This window comes from Actinomadura chokoriensis (assembly GCF_039529475.1).
GTDB lineage: Bacteria > Actinomycetota > Actinomycetes > Streptosporangiales > Streptosporangiaceae > Spirillospora > Spirillospora bangladeshensis.
Genome location: NZ_BAAAMW010000005.1, coordinates 287,357 through 303,612 on the forward strand (window position 1 = coordinate 287,357; position 16,256 = coordinate 303,612).

At 69.5% G+C, this 16,256-nt stretch carries 21 protein-coding genes; 13 read left to right on the plus strand and 8 right to left on the minus strand.

Annotated features, from left to right (window positions below; translation table 11 throughout):
• The first annotated feature begins 23 nt into the window (after positions 1-23).
• The 5 genes from ABFX46_RS14350 (at position 24) to ABFX46_RS14370 (ending at position 3,748) form a co-directional block, all read left to right on the plus strand.
• On the plus strand, positions 24-1,187 hold the full coding sequence (locus ABFX46_RS14350; protein ID WP_346042483.1) for a low temperature requirement protein A: 1,164 nt from the start codon (positions 24-26) through the stop codon (positions 1,185-1,187).
• A 40-nt stretch (positions 1,188-1,227) separates the two neighbouring features.
• Entirely contained in the window at positions 1,228-1,806 is a 579-nt protein-coding gene (locus tag ABFX46_RS14355; RefSeq protein ID WP_346042484.1) for a hypothetical protein, read from the plus strand.
• A 16-nt stretch (positions 1,807-1,822) separates the two neighbouring features.
• Positions 1,823-2,740: a prolyl aminopeptidase gene (gene pip / locus ABFX46_RS14360; RefSeq protein ID WP_428831256.1), complete on the plus strand. Its 918-nt coding sequence runs from the start codon at positions 1,823-1,825 to the stop codon at positions 2,738-2,740.
• Positions 2,741-2,874: 134 nt separating this feature from the next.
• Entirely contained in the window at positions 2,875-3,285 is a 411-nt protein-coding gene (locus ABFX46_RS14365) for a hypothetical protein (protein ID WP_346042485.1), read from the plus strand.
• A gap of 13 nt (positions 3,286-3,298) precedes the next feature.
• The gene (locus ABFX46_RS14370; RefSeq protein ID WP_346042486.1) at positions 3,299-3,748 is read left to right on the plus strand and encodes a hypothetical protein; all 450 of its coding nucleotides are present in this window, start codon (positions 3,299-3,301) and stop codon (positions 3,746-3,748) included.
• A 54-nt stretch (positions 3,749-3,802) separates the two neighbouring features.
• Here ABFX46_RS14370 and ABFX46_RS14375 read toward each other — a convergent pair whose 3' ends face one another.
• From ABFX46_RS14375 to ABFX46_RS14390, 4 genes are all read right to left on the minus strand, one after another.
• Positions 3,803-4,213 carry an RNHCP domain-containing protein gene (locus ABFX46_RS14375; RefSeq protein ID WP_346042487.1) on the minus strand — a complete coding sequence of 137 codons (411 nt, stop codon included), beginning with the start codon at positions 4,211-4,213 and terminating at the stop codon, positions 3,803-3,805.
• 1 nt (position 4,214) lies between these two features.
• Positions 4,215-4,550, minus strand: a complete 336-nt coding sequence (locus ABFX46_RS14380) for an RNHCP domain-containing protein (protein WP_338071023.1) — start codon at positions 4,548-4,550, stop codon at positions 4,215-4,217.
• 227 nt (positions 4,551-4,777) lie between these two features.
• The gene (locus tag ABFX46_RS14385) at positions 4,778-4,900 is read right to left on the minus strand and encodes a hypothetical protein (RefSeq protein WP_346042488.1); all 123 of its coding nucleotides are present in this window, start codon (positions 4,898-4,900) and stop codon (positions 4,778-4,780) included.
• Positions 4,901-5,143: 243 nt separating this feature from the next.
• Positions 5,144-5,557 carry an ATP-binding protein gene (locus ABFX46_RS14390; RefSeq protein ID WP_346042489.1) on the minus strand — a complete coding sequence of 138 codons (414 nt, stop codon included), beginning with the start codon at positions 5,555-5,557 and terminating at the stop codon, positions 5,144-5,146.
• A gap of 246 nt (positions 5,558-5,803) precedes the next feature.
• Here ABFX46_RS14390 and ABFX46_RS14395 point away from each other — a divergent pair, with 246 nt between their 5' ends.
• From ABFX46_RS14395 to ABFX46_RS14420, 6 genes are all read left to right on the plus strand, one after another.
• Positions 5,804-6,616, plus strand: coding sequence for a helix-turn-helix domain-containing protein (locus ABFX46_RS14395; RefSeq protein WP_346042490.1), 813 nt, complete (start codon positions 5,804-5,806; stop codon positions 6,614-6,616).
• Positions 6,613-6,798 carry a DUF397 domain-containing protein gene (locus tag ABFX46_RS14400; protein ID WP_346042491.1) on the plus strand — a complete coding sequence of 62 codons (186 nt, stop codon included), beginning with the start codon at positions 6,613-6,615 and terminating at the stop codon, positions 6,796-6,798. The genes ABFX46_RS14395 and ABFX46_RS14400 overlap by 4 nt, the downstream gene beginning before the upstream one ends.
• A gap of 5 nt (positions 6,799-6,803) precedes the next feature.
• On the plus strand, positions 6,804-6,974 hold the full coding sequence (locus tag ABFX46_RS14405; RefSeq protein WP_346042492.1) for a DUF397 domain-containing protein: 171 nt from the start codon (positions 6,804-6,806) through the stop codon (positions 6,972-6,974).
• A gap of 18 nt (positions 6,975-6,992) precedes the next feature.
• Complete coding sequence (locus ABFX46_RS14410) at positions 6,993-7,463, plus strand: NUDIX hydrolase (RefSeq protein ID WP_346042493.1); 471 nt, start codon at positions 6,993-6,995, stop codon at positions 7,461-7,463.
• 103 nt (positions 7,464-7,566) lie between these two features.
• Complete coding sequence (locus tag ABFX46_RS14415; RefSeq protein ID WP_346042494.1) at positions 7,567-9,240, plus strand: Eco57I restriction-modification methylase domain-containing protein; 1,674 nt, start codon at positions 7,567-7,569, stop codon at positions 9,238-9,240.
• Between the two features lie 28 nt (positions 9,241-9,268).
• A complete protein-coding gene (locus ABFX46_RS14420; protein ID WP_346042495.1) occupies positions 9,269-9,988 on the plus strand; it encodes a PaeR7I family type II restriction endonuclease in 720 nt (239 codons plus the stop codon).
• Between the two features lie 37 nt (positions 9,989-10,025).
• Here the strand turns inward: ABFX46_RS14420 and ABFX46_RS14425 are convergent, their stop codons facing one another.
• From ABFX46_RS14425 to ABFX46_RS14435, 3 genes are read right to left on the minus strand one after another with little or no spacing between them, the layout of a single operon-like run.
• Positions 10,026-10,349: a hypothetical protein gene (locus ABFX46_RS14425; RefSeq protein WP_346042496.1), complete on the minus strand. Its 324-nt coding sequence runs from the start codon at positions 10,347-10,349 to the stop codon at positions 10,026-10,028.
• Positions 10,346-10,918 carry a hypothetical protein gene (locus ABFX46_RS14430; RefSeq protein ID WP_346042497.1) on the minus strand — a complete coding sequence of 191 codons (573 nt, stop codon included), beginning with the start codon at positions 10,916-10,918 and terminating at the stop codon, positions 10,346-10,348. Before ABFX46_RS14430 ends, ABFX46_RS14425 begins: the two co-directional genes overlap by 4 nt.
• 9 nt (positions 10,919-10,927) lie before the next feature.
• The gene (locus tag ABFX46_RS14435) at positions 10,928-11,254 is read right to left on the minus strand and encodes a hypothetical protein (protein WP_346042498.1); all 327 of its coding nucleotides are present in this window, start codon (positions 11,252-11,254) and stop codon (positions 10,928-10,930) included.
• Positions 11,255-11,412: 158 nt separating this feature from the next.
• On the opposite strand from ABFX46_RS14435, the gene ABFX46_RS14440 reads away from it, so the two are divergent.
• The gene (locus ABFX46_RS14440; protein ID WP_346042499.1) at positions 11,413-12,366 is read left to right on the plus strand and encodes an ATP-binding cassette domain-containing protein; all 954 of its coding nucleotides are present in this window, start codon (positions 11,413-11,415) and stop codon (positions 12,364-12,366) included.
• Positions 12,363-13,148, plus strand: a complete 786-nt coding sequence (locus ABFX46_RS14445; protein WP_346042500.1) for an ABC transporter permease — start codon at positions 12,363-12,365, stop codon at positions 13,146-13,148. Before ABFX46_RS14440 ends, ABFX46_RS14445 begins: the two co-directional genes overlap by 4 nt.
• On the opposite strand, the gene ABFX46_RS14450 is transcribed toward ABFX46_RS14445, so the two are convergent.
• Positions 13,126-16,233, minus strand: coding sequence for an ATP-binding protein (locus tag ABFX46_RS14450; protein ID WP_346042501.1), 3,108 nt, complete (start codon positions 16,231-16,233; stop codon positions 13,126-13,128). The two genes, ABFX46_RS14445 and ABFX46_RS14450, sit on opposite strands and share 23 nt — an antisense overlap.
• Positions 16,234-16,256 lie beyond the last annotated feature (23 nt).

The window sequence follows — 16,256 nt, forward strand, 5'->3', positions numbered from 1 at the left end:
GTGCGGCGATCTACTCTGAGCGGATGCCGTCGATCCGCCGCCGCATGGTCGCCCGCGACCTGGGCGAGCCGCACCGCGTGTCCAGTCCGCTCGAACTCCTGTTCGATCTGACTTTCGTCGCCGCCGTCTCCCAGGTCGCCGGCCGGTTCGCCCACGCGGTGGCGGACGGCCACGTCGAGGACGCCGTCGCGCCGTTCCTCATGGTGTTCTTCGCCATCTGGTGGGCGTGGATGAACTTCACGTGGTTCGCGTCCGCGTACGACACCGACGACGTCCCGTACCGGATCATGACGTTCGTGCAGATGGCGGGCGTCCTGCTGCTGGCGGCCGGGGTGCCCGACGCGTTCGGCGGCGACTTCACCACGGTCACCATCGGCTACCTCGTCATGCGCGCCGGCCTGGTGAGCCTGTGGCTGCGCGCCGCGGCCGCCCACCCGGAGGGGCGCGCCACCGCCCTCCGCTACGCGGCCGGGATCGCGTTCCTCCAGGTCCTGTGGCTGTCGCGGCTCGCGCTGCCGGGCGGCGACGGCGGGCCCTGGGTGTTCCTCTTCCTCGTGGTGCTCGAACTCTCCGTGCCGCCGATCGCGGAACGCCCCCGGATGACGACCTGGCACCCGCACCACATCGCCGAACGGTACGGACTGTTCACGATCATCCTGCTGGGCGAGAGCGTCCTGGCCGCGACGAACGCCGTGCAGGACTCCGTCGAGCACGGCCTGAACGCCGATCTCGTGGTCATCGCGCTGGCCGGGCTCGCGATCCTGTTCACGCTCTGGTGGATCTACTTCTCCGAACCGGCGGGCGAGGGCCTCGCGGCGCGCCGCGACTGGTCCTTCTGCTGGGGCTACGGCCACTACGTGGTCTTCGCCGCGCTGGCCGCCCTCGGCGCCGGGCTGGAGGTGGCGGTCGTCTCCACGGGTGAGATCCACACCGGCACGCACACCGTGGTCGCGGCGGTCGCCGTCCCCATCGCCGTCTTCCTGGTCATGCTGTGGGCGCTGCACGCGCCGATGCGGCGGACGGCCGTCCGCCCGGAACTGATCGTGACCACGGCCGTCCTGGTCCTCCTCACGGTCTTCGCCGCGCCCGGCATCGGCGTCGCGGCGAGCCTCACCGTCATCGCGGCCCTGCTCGTCCTCCTGCTGGCCACCACCCTGGCGCGGGCCCATCGGGCCGCCGCCCCGTGACCCCTTTGATGATGTGTCGGTGAGGCGCCACCCTGGTCCGATGGAGGTCGTCTTCACCGAGGAGCACATCCGCTTCCAGCGCTACGACTTTCGCGGCGCCAGCGTCCACCCCGCCGGGACGATCACACCGGCCCAGATCCGCGACGCCGACTGGACGGCCATCCGCCCCGAGCTCCGGACGACTCGGGGCGAGACCCTGTTCATACCTGCCGCTCAGCGGTCGGACCTCGAACGGTTCTGCGTCCGTAACAGTGTCATCGGCAGACCCCGCTTCGACGCCTGGGGAGATCTGCTCGAACCGTTCCTGGACACCTGGTTCGACCCCGAACACGAGCGCTCCACACTCACCCGCCTGCGCGATGCCGGATTTCCCTCCTGGGAAGTCGCCGAGATCCGCCGCCGCCTCACACCCGTCATGCACGCCTACAATTTCGATGCCATGGTCTGGGAGTGGACCTATCTGGGCCTTTACGATCTCCTCAACGCCGCCAACGCCCCTATCATCAATCCCGCCCTCCAGAACGCCCTCGGCGACCCAGCGGATTTCTACGGCTGGGCGATGCGAATAGCCGACCGGGCGGCCATGCAGAAAGAAGAGACAGACGCACCCCGCACCTGAGCCCTACGAAACGGGAATGCTCGATGTCGGCGACGGCAACCGGGTGTACTGGGAGACCTGCGGCAACCCCCAGGGCAAACCGGCGCTCGTCGTCCACGGCGGGCCGGGGTCGGGATGCCGCCCCGGGATGCGCCGCCACTTCGACCTGGACCGGTACCGGCTCGTCCTGTTCGACCAGCGCGGCTGCGGGCGCAGCACCCCGCACGCGAGCGACCCGGCCGCGGATCTGCGGCACAACACCACCTGGCACCTGGTCGCCGACATGGAACGGCTCCGCGAGCATCTCGGCATCGACCGCTGGCTGCTGCACGGCGGTTCCTGGGGCTCCACGCTCCTGCTGGCCTACGCCGAACGGCACCCCGAGCGCGTGTCGGAGATCGTCATCCGCAGCGTCACCACGACGCGGCGGTCGGAGATCGACTGGCTGTACCGGGGCGTCGGACGCTTCTTCCCCGAGCAGTGGGAGCGGTTCGCCGCGAGCGCTCCCGGAGCCCGGACCGGCGTCGACATCGCCGCGGCCTACGCACGCCTGACGGAGCATCCGGACGCCGCCGTGCGCGAGCGGGCGACGGCCGACTGGTGCGCGTGGGAGGACGCCGTCCTGTCCGGAGAGACCAAGGGCACCGCGAACCCCTACGGCGACCGTGCCCCGGAGGCGCGGCTGGCGCTGGTACGCCTGTGCGCCCACTACTTCTCCCATGGCGCGTGGCTGGACGAAGGCGTGCTGCTGCGCGAGGCGAGCCGACTGGACGGGATTCCGGGCGTCCTCGTCCACGGGCGGCTCGACATGGGCGGGCCGCCCGACACGGCCTGGGAACTGCACCGGGCCTGGCACGGCTCGGAACTGGTCGTCGTGGAGGACGCGGGGCATCTGGGCAGTGCGGCGGCGCGCGGCCATATCGTCCGGGCGCTCGATGCCTTTGCGGGGGCCTGAGCGGTGGCGCGGCCGTAAGGACTTTGTCAGATGGCGTCATCGCTTGTCAGGAGGCGTATCGGACAACAGAGTCGCGCTGCGAGGCTGGCGCCGTCCGCGCTGGGCGGACCCTGGACAGGAGGGCGATCGACGTCATGAAGCTTGCCAAGACGGCCCTGGCGGGGCTCCTCGCCGTGCCCGCGGTCGTGGGGATTCCGGGCATCGCCAACGCCGAGTCGGCTCCCGGGTGCTCCGGCACCGTGCAGATCGGCAGCACCGCGCACATCTACTCGGGCGGCCAGACCTTCGCCTCGGTGAAGCAGTTCAAGGGCTGCGGGAAGAACTGGGCCTACGTGTACGTGTGGGAGGGCTACCGCAGTTCCCACAGCTCCTGGAGCGCGTGCGCCGCCATCGGCGACAACAGCACCAAGACGCTGGAAGGCACCCAGTGCCGGACCAAGACCAAGGAGGTCTGGTCACTCGGCGCCAGCACCCTCGCGCACTGCACGCAGGCGATCGGCTGGATTCCCAATGGGGCGTCCGCCAAGTCCAGCGAGCGCTGCTGAGATCGGGGAATTCATGCGCCTGCGCCATCGCGCCGCCGCGGCCGCCACCACGCTGGCCGTAGCCGCGGGCTTCACCATGGCGGTGTCGCCGGCCGCCCACGCGGGCGGCTACGGCTGCTCCGGCTCCCTCATCGACACCTACGCGGTGAAATCGCCGGTGAACACGCTGAGCCACGTGTACCTGTATTACAACTCCAGTACCGGCTACAACTGCGCGGTCAACGTCAAGACGGCGTACTACTCGCAGTTCAAGCACGAGATCAGCATGTACATGTACAACTCGACGCTGACCGAGGACAACGTCCGCTGGGGCGTCAACGTCGACCAGGACAACGGCAAGTACTGGCAGTACGCGGGGCCGGTGAAGGTGAAGGGCCGCGGTATGTGCATCTCCTTCGTCGCCGAGACGTACTACTACGACGAGCACGCCCACCTGTACAAATCGGCTCAGCACTGCGGCTGACCCCGCAGATGAGGCGACCGTGGGCGGTGCCGGCGGCACCGCCCACGGCGGCCTTCACAGGGTGAGCATCGTGCGGGTGGCGATGGCCCCGTCCTGGAGGGGTTTCAGGGCCATGCGCATCAGGACCAGCACGTTGTCGTCACCGGCGATGCGGTTGGCGCTGACCTTCCCGCAGGTCTGGCACTGATGGATGATCATCCACTCGCCGTCGGGACGCGCGGAGAGCGTGAGCGGCTCCATGCGCCTGCGGCACGCGGACGCGCGGTCGCCCGGAACGCGATGGTCGACGTGCAGGCTGACCAGGCAGTTCGGGCAGTGGTTGCGGTGGGCGCTGCCCGGCGCGTCCAGGGACACGTCGAGCCGGCATCCGACGCAGCGGAAGGCGTCCGCGCGTCCGCCGTGGACGTGGAGGACGTCCTTGCGGCGCTGGGGTCGCCGCCCCTGAGAGTTCTTACGCCTCGGCATGTCAAAGCGATCCGAACGTTTCGAGGGGGAACGGCGGCTCCGCCAGCGGACGCACCGCCATGCGCATGAGGATGAGCTGGTTGTCATCCGCGCATACCGGATTGGACGTGAGCAGGTCGCAGCCCACGCAGCGGTGAATGACCATCCAGTCGCCGTTGCGCAGAACGGCGATGGCGATGGGCATCATGCGCGAGCGGCAGTCGCTCGGCCCGCCGTCGATGTGGTCGATGACGTGCTCGGAATGCAGGCACGCGGGACAGTGGTTGCGGCGCGTGCCGTCAGCCGCGCGGACGGTGACGGTCAGACCGCATTTGATGCAGAGGAAGGTGTCGGACACCCGGATGCTCCTTGCTGAGGGTTGTCGAGAACAGCAAGAGGCGGCCGAGCGGTCTCGGCGAACGGTTAGGGAATGCGCCGAGTAACGCTCGGCACGGGCCGGGACATAAACCCTCTTCCTAAGGCACAAGGCCGGGTACACGCGATCTGGACTGACTGGCCAGCGTAGACACCGCCGCACGTCCCGCGCGACTGATTTTCCCTCGCCCTCCGCCGGACGCGGGCGGGTCAGAACATCGCGCGGTGCCGGCCGACGTACCTCGGACGCCGCCGGTCCGCCACGAGCAGTGCCGCGGATCCCGCCAGGACGGCCGCGCTCACGGTGACGCAGGCGAGGACGAGCAAGGTCACAGCACACCCCCCGCAAGGAGACCCGGCCGCATGCGCGGCCCGCACTCAGCCCACGCCATGGTCATCACCACGTCGCCAGGAAGAGGCGGTGTTTGAGGAGTCGGTCGGTCTGACCGGCCGCCGCCCCGGAGTCCCCGCAAGGGCACAGGTAGCCGTGCCGTCCTCGGTGAGCGTCGTGGTAGGCCAACGCACGGCCGGGGACGGCGAGAACTCTGACCACGATGCCGACGCCCTTGGTCCCGGTTAGAGCCCGCACTTTGCCCATGCCAGCTTCCCTCCCTCCATCAGCGGCCGCGTCCCCCAGTCGTGGGCGAGGCCGGCCACCATCTGGAGCCCGCGCCCGCTGACCGCCGCGCAGTTCTCCGGCTGGACCACCGGCTGCCCGTGCCCGCCGTCCCGGACCTCGATCGTGGGGAGGCGGTCGCGCTCGTCCCGGAACACGCGCAGGACGATCGGGCCCTCTCCGTGCACCAGCGCGTTCGTGACCAGTTCGGAGACGATGAGCCGCCCGGTGTAGTCGTCGGCGATGCCCCACCCGGCGAACCGCTCGGCGACGAACCGCCGCGCCCTGGCCGGCGCATGCTCGTCCGCTTCGAGGACGAGCGTCGATACGCCCTCGCCGCACATCGCGGCCACTCCCTTTGTGAATTGATTCATTGCCCAGCACTCCATTCCGTCCGATTTGCCCGACAGGTTGCGAAAACGAATTCCGCTATGACCGTTTCGGGGGGAACTGTCAAAAGATCGGCATCGAACATGCCGACCCTTTCTCCGTCATCCCCTGGCCGAGCATCGCGCAGAGTGGCATGCTGGGAAATGCGAAAGGAAACCCACAGGGCAACCTCGGACCATGGCCCCCGACCACTGGTCGTCGCTGGTCATGGCTGGTCATAGGGAGAAGCCGTGCCGCAACCCCCGAAGCGCCTCACCCCGTCGAACAGCGCCCTAGATCTGTTCGGATCAGAAGTCCGCAGATACCGCGTCCTTGCGAACTACAGCATCAAGCAGCTCGCCGACAAGATCCCCTACAGCCCGTCCTTCATCGGCGCCGTCGAACGCGCCGAATGCCACTGCGAACGAAACTTCGCCGAACACTGCGACGCGTCCCTCGACACCAAACAGGCCCTCGCCCACCTCCACGACGGCCTGTTCGGCGACAAGAAGGACGGCTTCCCCGAGTGGTTCCGCAAGTGGCCCGGCGTCGAGGAGGAAACGCGGAGCCTCAAGGTCTACGAGCCGCAGGTCGTCTACGGTCTCCTCCAGACCGAGGAGTACGCGAGCACGCTGCTCTTCGGCGACAGAGAGGCGATCGACGCTCGGATGGCCCGGCAGGCGATCCTCACCCGCACCGCGCCGCCACCGCCGCGCCTGATCTACCTGCTGCCCGAGACCGTGCTTTGGAACGACGTGGGCGGGCCACAGGTGATGCGTGCCCAGCTCCAGCGTCTGGCGGGCGCGGTCGGACCCCGCCTCAGCGTCCAAGTGGTTCCCAATGGGGCAACGCATCCAAGCAACGGAACGTTCACACTCGCGACGCTGCCAAGCGGAGAGGAGATCGCTTACGTGGCGACTGCTGCACGTGGCATCATGATGGAGGCGCGAGAGGACATCTGTAGGCTAAAGGAGCGATTTGACGCGATCTGGACACAGGCGCTACGGGCCAACCTGTCCGTTGAGCTGATCAATCGCACAATCGAAGAGAAGTGGTCTTCATGAGGCAAGAACTCGCTTGGCGCAAGTCGAGTCGCAGTAGCAGTGACGGCGATCAGTGCGTTGAGCTTGCCAAGGTGGAGAACGGGGTTGCCATTCGAGACTCGAAGGATCCTCACGGACCGATTCTCGTCGTCTCTGGTGAAGCCTTGCGTGGCGCTATTCATCGTGCGCATGTGACCTCATGACGTGCATGACTTGGCGTAAGTCGAGCCGCAGCGGCAGTTCCGGCGGCAGTTGTGTCGAGTTGGCCGGTGTGGAGGACGCGGTTGCCGTGCGGGACTCGAAGGATCCGGACGGGGCGGTTCTGCTCGTTCCACGTCCGGTCTTGCGGGCGGCGCTGCGCGGCCTGACCGGTCGTTAGTGCGGCGGGCGGCCACTGGTGGCTCGTGTCGAGTACTACGACGATCCTGCTGCGCCTGCTCCGAATTCGGTGGTCGTCGCTGCCTCGGCGGTGGTCGCCAACGAGCGCGGCGAGGTGCTCATGCAGCGCCGGGCCGACTCGGGGCTCTGGGCGCTGCCGGGCGGTGGGATGAACCTGGACGAGTCCCTGCCGGGTGCGGCCGTCCGGGAGGTCAGGGAAGAGACCGGGTACGAGATCGAGGTCACGGGACTGGTCGGAACCTACAGCGACCCGCTGCACATCATCGCCTACTCGGACGGCGAGGTCCGCCGCCAGTTCAACGTCTGCTTCCGAGCTCGCCTGCTGGGAGGCGAGCTTCGAGTCAGTGACGAGTCCCTGGATGTCCGTTGGGTTCCGGTCGGTGAGTTGGACGACCTGCCCATGCACCACACCCAGCGCTTGAGGCTGCACCACTACCGCGAAGAGCGGGACACCCCTCACCTTGGCTGATCCAGGCGAGAGTCCCGGCCCCAGCGCGGCGAGCGCGGCACCAGCGCGGGGCGTCCAGCGTGGTAGCGCTGCGGTGTCACAAGGGGCGTCTACGATGAGGGCCATGCTGACGGAGCCGCGTGGGAGCCTTGCCGACACGGCGGCGAATGCCGGCGCCGTGCCCGTCCAGTACGGGGAGGTCTTCACCCGGCGGTGGATCGTTGAACTGATCCTCGACCTGTGCGGCTACTCCGTCGATACGGACCTGACGACGAAAAGGCTTGTAGAGCCCGCCATCGGGTCCGGTGCCTTCCTCATGCCGGTCCTGGACCGGTTGCTCGAAGCCAGGGAGAAGTACTCGCCCGACGGACCTTGGGATGAGTTGCTCCCGGCCATCCTCGCCATGGACGTTCAGCCTGGGCACGTGCGCGGTTGCCGAAGCCTCGTCACAGCACGGCTCATCAGGTCGGGGTGCCCGGCTGAAACGGCGAACCGGCTTGCGGCCGCTTGGGTACGAGAAGGGGATTTCCTGCTCGACAGGTTCCCCGGCTGCGCGGACTACGTAGTCGGAAACCCCCCGTACATCCGCATCGAAGATGTGGCTCCCAGCCTCCTCGCCGCGTACCGCCGAGCCTGTCCCACAATGGGCGGTAGGGCCGACGTGTACATCGGTTTCTTCGAACGTGGCCTCGATCTGCTCGATGAGGGCGGCACTCTGGCGTTCATCTGTGCTGACCGCTGGATGCGGAACCAGTACGGGCGCCGTTTGCGGGAGAAGATCATCAAGGGCGGGTTCGCCGTTGACTCCTGCTTGGTGATGCACGACGTCGCCGCGTTCGAGAACGAGGTGTCCGCCTACCCGGCGATCACGGTGCTCACGCGTGGACCGCAAGGTGACGTGGGCATCGGCGAGGCCGGCGAGACCTTCGATTTCAAAGCCGCTGCGGACTTCGCGTCCTGGTCGAGCCTCCGGACGCGTAAACCCCTCCATGGCGCGGCCGTTCGAGGGTCGCGCCTACCGCATTGGCACCGCACCGCCGACTCGTGGCCGGATGGGACTCCTGAGGCCCTGGCTTGGCTTGAGGACTTGCAAGACCGGCATCCGCCGCTCGAAGATCGCGAAGCCGGTACCAGAATCGGGATCGGTGTCGCGACCGGAGCCGACGCGGTGTACATCACGCAAGACGCCGAGGCGGCGGAGCCGGAACGCATGCTGCCGCTCGCCATGTCCGCCGACGTGAAGAGCGGCACCTATGGTTGGACGGGGCATTACCTGGTCAATCCATGGGACGAGGACGGTCTCGTCGACCTGGATGAATGGCCGCGGTTGTCCGAGTACCTCAGCAGGAACGCGACCGCCATCCTGCGCCGTTCGATCTCGAAGCGGTCACCTGCGAGTTGGTTCCGCACCATCGACCGCGTCACCTCGTCCCTCACCGGCCGGCCCAAGCTTCTTCTCGAAGATATGAAGCGGCAGCCGAATCCCGTCCTTGAGCAGGGTGGTCACTACCCGCACCACAACCTCTACTACCTGGTGTCCCAGGAGTGGGACCTGGAGGTCTTGGGCGGACTCCTCCTCTCTGAGGTGGTAGAGCGCCAGATTGCGGCGTACTGCGTGAAGATGCGCGGCAACACCTTGCGCTTTCAGGCTCAGTATCTCCGAAGAGTCCATGCTCCGCGGCCCGCGGAGATCCCTGCGGACGTGGCAGATGAACTCGTTACGGCATTCAGGGCTAGAGACCGAGCGGCCGCCACGGCCGCGGCCCTACGCGCTTATAAGATACGCGCCCTTCCCTGATTTTCTTCTCCTCCCCCCGGAGTAGCCCATGGGCCAGACGGCCGAGCAAAGAGTGCAGCTTGCTCTTGAACATTGGGTTCGAGTGCGTCGCGAGCAGCAAGAGAAATCAAGAGCCGGCGGCCACGCCCAGGGCGGCAACCGATCAGCGGTCACCGGCGCTGGGCATCTCGACGGCCTGAACGCCCTGATCGTGGACGAGATCCAGAGCACGGGCGCGTCCGATCTGGAGATTCGGACCAATCGCAAGGCCACCCTGCCCGGGTACTACCGGCCGTCCAAAGCATGGGACCTGCTCGTACTCCAGCAGGGTTGCCCCGTTCTCGTGGTGGAGTACAAATCCATGAAGGGTAGCGAGGGCAAGAACCTCAACAATCGTGCCGATGAGATATTCGGGATGGCCGAGGATCTGCGGCAGGCGGAGCTCAACGGCAGGCTCATGAGGAATCTGCGCCGAGCCTATGTTTTCGTCATGGGCCTCACCCCCGAGAGCCTCGAGCCGGTGGAGGTCCAGACGGCCTTCGGCGGGGCCGACCCGATCTTTGACGGACGCTCCTACTTCCAGCGCGCCGTGATCATGTGCCGTCGGATGCGCGAGTCGGGCCTGTTCCACCTGACCTGGGCGGTAGGCGTTCGGGAGGATCCTGTCAGTTGGTACGAGCCCGACCCCGACGTTGGCTGGCAGCGTTTCGCCGCGGATCTGCACGGAGCGTTCGGAGGAAGCGTTCCCATCCCTCCTGAAGTCCCCTGACATCCGGCGGATGAGCCCTCGCCGGTGGGCGGGGCGGCTAGTACCTGGATGTGCGGAGGTAGGTGATCATGCTGGCGAAGGGGGTCAGGATCAGGTAGTACACGGCCCACATGATCAGGAACGGGACTAGCCAGCCGATCTTCTCGCGGCCGCCGCGCGGTGAGGTGCAGTACATCGTGTAATCAGTGCCGCCTCGGCCTGTTGAGTCGGAGACGATGAACGGATCGGTGTAGGGGGGATCGCACAGCCACCGCGCCGTGAAAGTGAGCTGGACCGGCATCATGGTGGTGCCCACCATCGCCAGCACTGCGGCCACGGGCACCATGACCGCGAGGGCGATGAGCGCGAAGCGGAGGTTCATACCCGGGTCACCTTGGTGAAGTGACCGTCCGCTTTGAAGGTCACCATGGCGTCCGCGCGGGGGGACCGGACGACGACGCTGATCTCCGGAGCGGAGGCGGTCCGGGTCACTTGGATTTTTTCGACGTAGCCGTTGTGGAACTTCGTCTCGGCCAAGGCCGTGTCGACCATTTTCACAACGTCCTCAAGCGCGGGCACGTCCTGGACGGTGAAGGACATGCCGTCCAGATCGTCGGCGGCTCCGACCTTCATGGGGGACGGACCGTCGAGACCGTCTTCGCCGAAGGTGACTTTGTCCAACTGCTCGGGACGCCCGGGGACGCGGATATTGGCGGTCACGCTGGCGTCCCAGGAGTGGAGGACGAGGCTGGTGAGGGTGAGGCGATCCGTCCCGTAGTGCTTGGAGAAAGCGCCCATCGCGTTCCGGACGAGTGCCGCGGTCAACCCGCCACCGCGCGACAGCATCTCTCCCACGAACTCGTCGCGGGGCGTTGCGCCGCAGGCGGAAGTCATGACCACCAGCGTCAGAACCGTCGCCAGACACGCGCTGAGGCGTTTGAAGGGGGGCACTTGACGATCTTAGCCGCTGCGGCTCCGCCGGCGGCGGACGAAGGGGATCGCGGCACCGATCAGGGCGGCGTAGGCGGCGCCCAGGGTCAGGGATGGCCGCAGCCAGCCGATCTCGTGGCGCTCCCCGCGTTCTCCGGTGCAGTAGAGGGTGAAGTTGATCGCCCGGGCGGTTTCGTCGCGGACGACGACGGGGTCGGTGTAGGGCTCCGCGCAGAACAAAAGTCCGGTAAGGCGGGCCTGGCCGGGGAGGAGGGACGTGCTCCCGATGGTGAGCAGCGTGCCGAGGATGACCGCGGTGAGCAATCCTTGGGCGAGGTCGCCGATGGGCTTCTGCAACGGGCTGCTCTCTCCTCTTCACTGCCGGGCCGCCGGGATGATGAGCCGGTCGTCCGTGCGGAATGGCGGCTTTGCGTGATCGTATGGGTATCAGCTGGTTTCAGCGGGGATGCGGTGCTGAAACCGGGGTGAAGGCGGGGGGCCTCAGTGTTCTCCGCATGGTGATAGAGGCGAGGCAGACGGCCATTTCGGTGGCCGGGCTGCGGAAGGTGTTCGGGGAGAAGGTCGTCCTCGACGGGATCGATCTCGATGTGCCGCGCGGGACGGTGTTCGCGCTGCTCGGGCCCAATGGGGCCGGGAAGACGACGGCCGTGCGGATCCTGTCGACGCTGATCCGGGCGGACGGCGGTGAGGCGCGGGTCGCCGGGTGCGATCTCATGCGTGATCCCGATGGCGTGCGCAAGGCCATCGGGGTCACGGGGCAGTACGCGGCGGTGGACGGGCTGCTCACCGGGCGGGAGAACCTCATCCTGATGGCCGACCTGCATCATCTGGGGAAGGCGGCGGGGCGGCGGGCCGCGGATGAACTGCTGGAGCGGTTCGACCTGGTGGAGGCCGGCAAGAAGACGGTCGCCACGTATTCGGGCGGGATGCGGCGCAGGCTCGACATCGCGATGACGCTGATCGGGAGCCCGCAGATCATCTTCCTGGACGAGCCGACGACCGGGCTCGACCCGCGCAGCCGGCGGACGACCTGGGAGATCGTCCGCGGCCTGGTGCGCGGCGGCGTGACGATCTTCCTGACCACGCAGTACCTGGACGAGGCGGACCAGCTCGCCGACCGCATCGCGGTGCTGGACGGCGGCCGGATCGTCGCCGAGGGGACGTCCGACGAACTCAAGCGGCTGGTGCCGGGCGGGCACGTCCGGCTGCGGTTCGCCGGACCGGGCGAGCTGGACGCCGCCGCGCGGGCCCTCGGCGCCGTGACCAGGGACGACGACGCGCTCACCCTGCAGGTGCCGAGCGACGGCGGCGTCCGGTCGCTGCGGGAGCTGCTCGGGCGGCTGGAGGACGCGGCCGTCGAGGTCGACGAGCTGTCCGTGCACACGCCCGACCTGGACGACGTGTTCCTCGCCCTCACCGGCAGGAAGGAAGAGGTGACCTCGGCATGAGCACGCTCACTCTGGCGATGACCGACTCCGCGACGATGCTGCGCCGCAACCTGCGGCACGCGCTGCGCTACCCGTCCCTGACGATCGCCGGGATGATGATGCCGATCTTCATCATGGTGCTGTTCGTCGGCGTGTTCGGGAACGCGCTCGGGGACGGCGTCGGCGGCCCCGCCAAGGGCGACTACATCAACTACGTGGCGCCGGGGATCATCCTGATGGCCATCGCGTCCGGATGCCTGCAGACGTCGGTCTCGGTGTGCGTCGACATGACCGAGGGCATCGTGGACCGGTTCCGGACGCTCGGGATCGCGCGGGCGTCCCTGCTGACCGGCCATGTGGTCGGCAGCATGATCCAGACGCTGCTCAGCACGGCCGCGGTCATCGGGGTCGCGGTCGCGATGGGGTTCCGGACGAGCGGGACCGTCCTCGACTGGCTCGCCGCGGCCGGGCTGCTGGTGGCGCTCACGTTCGCGCTGACGTGGGTGGGCGTCATGATGGGGCTGCTGGCCAAGAACCCCGAGGGCGCGAGCAACACGCCGATGATCGTGCAGTTCCTGCCGTTCTTCGGCAGCGCGATCGTCCCGCCGGAGTCGATGCCGGCCGGGGTGCGGTGGTTCGCCGAGTACCAGCCGTTCACGCCGATCATCGAGACGCTGCGCGGCCTGCTGACGGGCTCGCCGGACGGGACCGACGCGATGGCTGCCGCGGCCTGGTGCGCGGGGCTCGCCGTGCTCGGCTACGCGGCGTCGAAGGTGCTGTTCAACCGGAAGGCTCCGCGCTGACGAGCGCGCGGGCGGCCTTGCGCAGGTCGTCGCGGCCCAGGCCGGCGTACTCCGCCACCGCGGCGGTGTACGCAGGCTCGTCGGCCTCCAGGGCGGCGCGGCGGGCGGCGGCGGGCGACATGGTCGGCTGGAACGCCCGGGTGAAGTGCAGGCGCTCGGCGAGGGCGATCATGCGGGCGGCCCGGGTGGGCTCGGCGTCCGCCAGGGCGCGTGCCAGCAGGAGGCCGCCGCAGATCGGCAGGTCCATGAAGAAGCCCGGCATCGGCCTCGGCGGGTCGGCGAGCAGGGTGTCGAGCATGACGGACAGGCCGTCCGCGACGTCCCGGACGTCGTCGAGCCGGCCGTGCCGGGCATGGGCGATGACGGTGACGCAGTGGGCTTCCAGCCTCCAGGCGTCGAGGTGCGGTTCCGGCATGGGCGGCTCCTCGTCCGCCAGGCGCTGGACGGCCTCGCGCCAGAGCCGCAGTCCGGTCTCGACGTCGCCGCGGCCCAGGGCGATCTCCGCGCGCGCACCGAGATTGAACGAGGCGGTGCCGTACGCCTCCTCCGGGCCGTGCGCCAGGGAGCGGTCCAGCCACTGCTCGGCCTCGTCGGCCCTGCCGAGGTGGAGGTTGATCGCCGCCAGCGCCCACAGGAGGCCGAACGTGTCGGGCCACCCGAACTCCTGCATCAGCCGCATGGAGCGGAGCAGCTGGTGCTCGGCCTCCTCGGTCCGGTCGAGCTGCATGAGCAGTTCGCTGAGCCGGGAGTGGGCGACCAGCCGCAGCCACGGGGCGTCCGCCGCGCCGGCCGCCGCGAGCATCGCCTCGGCGGCCGCGAGCGCGCCCGCCACGTCACCGTCCCGTTCACGGATGTAGCCGGCGGCGAAGTTCGCGGCGGCGGCGAGCAGCGGGTGGTCGCTCCCGCACAGGCGGGCGAGCGCCGAACCGTCGCCGGAGAGCAGTTCCGGCGCGGACCCGACCACGATCGCGACGGCCCGGACGAGGCTCGTCGGCGCGGCGGGCGGCAGGCGGCGCAGCGCGACGAGCGCGCGGGTCACCCGCGGCTCGCCGAGGGTGCACGTGGCCGCCACGCAGAGGGCCAGGGCCGTCCGGGTCGTCTCGACGTACTCGGGTTCGGGGCGGTACCGGCTCAGCAGCCCGGCGGTCTCCTCGGCCAGCCCCATCATCCGGCTGTAGGACGACTCCAGCGTCCACAGGCCGCCGAGCACCGCCGTCACGGCCGCGACGGCCGGGCCGTCCTGCCGGGCGAGCCCGTGCCGGAGCGCCTGGAGCAGGTTGTCCTGCTCGACGCGGACGAGTTCCAGCGGGGCGAACGGGTCGGAGCCGAACAGCGCCTCCTGGTGCGCCGCGCCCAGTTCGCGGGCCCAGGAGAGCAGGCCGCCGACCGCGCGGCCGGTGTCGCCTTCCCGCTCCCGGTGGGACGCGCTGAACTCGCGGACGCTCTCCAGCATCCGGAAACGGGTCCCGGTGCGGTCTTCGGTGAGGGAGAGCAGCGACTGGTCGACCAGGTCTTCGAGGACGCCGGTGTCGTCCAGGAGGTGGCGCGCGGCGTCGGCGGTGAAGCCGCCGGAGAAGACCGACAGCATCCGCATCGCGGCCCGCCCGGACGGTGCCAGCAGGTTCCAGCTCCAGTCGACGACGGCGTGCATCGTCCGGTGCCGGGACGGCGCGTCGCGGGCGTTGCCGCGCAGCAGCGCGAACCGGTCGTCCAGGCCGCGCGCGATCTCGGGGACCGACATGACGCGGACGCGCGCCGCCGCCAGCTCGACCGCGAGCGGCAGCCCGTCCAGGTGGCGGCACAGCTCCTCGACCGGGCCGGGCGGCAGGCACGCGCCGGGACGCGCCGCGAGCGCGCGCTGCCGGAACAGCTCGACCGCCGTCGCGTGGTCGAGCGCCGGCAGCGGGTACACCGACTCCGACGACAGGCCGAGCGGCGCGCGGCTCGTGGTCAGCACCCGCAGGTCCCGCGTCATCGACACGAGGGCGCCGACCAGGGCGGCGACGCCGTCGACGACGTGCTCGCAGTTGTCCAGGACGAGCAGGACGGGCCCCGGCCCGAGCGCGTCCACGATCCCGGCGAGGACCCCGCCGGGGCGGCGCGCCGCCCACGGGGACTCCCCGATGCCGAGCGCGGACGCGACCTCGCCCGCCGCGTCCTCGCTCCGCGCGACCCCGGCGAGCCCCACGAAGTGCACGGCGCGCTGCGGCGCGTCGCGGGCGACCGTGTGCGCCAGCCGCGTCTTGCCGAGGCCGCCCGGCCCGACGATCGAGGTCACCCGGGACGTGCGCAGCAGGTCGAGGACGGCGGCGAGGTCGCCGGCACGGCCGAGCAGCGGGTTCGGCTCGTGCGCGACGCCGTGCCGGACGGCCGGCGCCTCCTCCCGCAGGAGCTCCTGCTGGACGACCTGCAACGCGGCGCCCGGATCGGTTCCGAGCGACTCCCGCAGCGAGCGCCGGTAGGACTCGTACCGCGCCAGCGCGGCGGACGGCCCGGCCGTCGCCGCCTCGCAGCGCAGCAGCTCGGCGAGGACCTCCTCGTCCCGGGGGCACTCGCCGGCCACGGGCGTGAGCGCCTCGAAGCCTTCGGCGTGTCGCCCGAGCCGGGCCAGGGCCAGCGCGCGGGCACGGCACAGCGTCCGGTAGGTCGAGGCCCGTTCCGCGCGCAGGACGGAGAGGGGATCGTCTCCCGCGTCCGGCTTGGGCGGCCCGTCCCACAGTGCGAGCCCTTCGTCCGCATGCGAGAGCGCGCCCGCGTGGTCGCCATCGCGGGCGCAGCGGGCGCTCGCGGACGCGGCGAGCAGCACCGCGCACGCGTCCACCTGGGACTCGTCCAGCCCGAGCCGGTAACCGGTCGGCGTACTGGCGATGACGTCCGCGCCCAGCGCCGACCGGGCCCGCGACACCACGACCTGGAGCGCCTTCACCGGGTTCTCCGGACGGTCGTCCGGCCACAGCCCCTCGACCAGGCGCGCCGCGGACGCGCCGCGCGGCTCGCCGGCCAGCAGCGCGAGCAGCCCGCGCACCCGGGGACTCGTGACGTCCCGCCCGCGGCACGCGACCCGCGACAGCAGCGTCAACTCCACGGAGGACAGCGTAGGACGAAAAC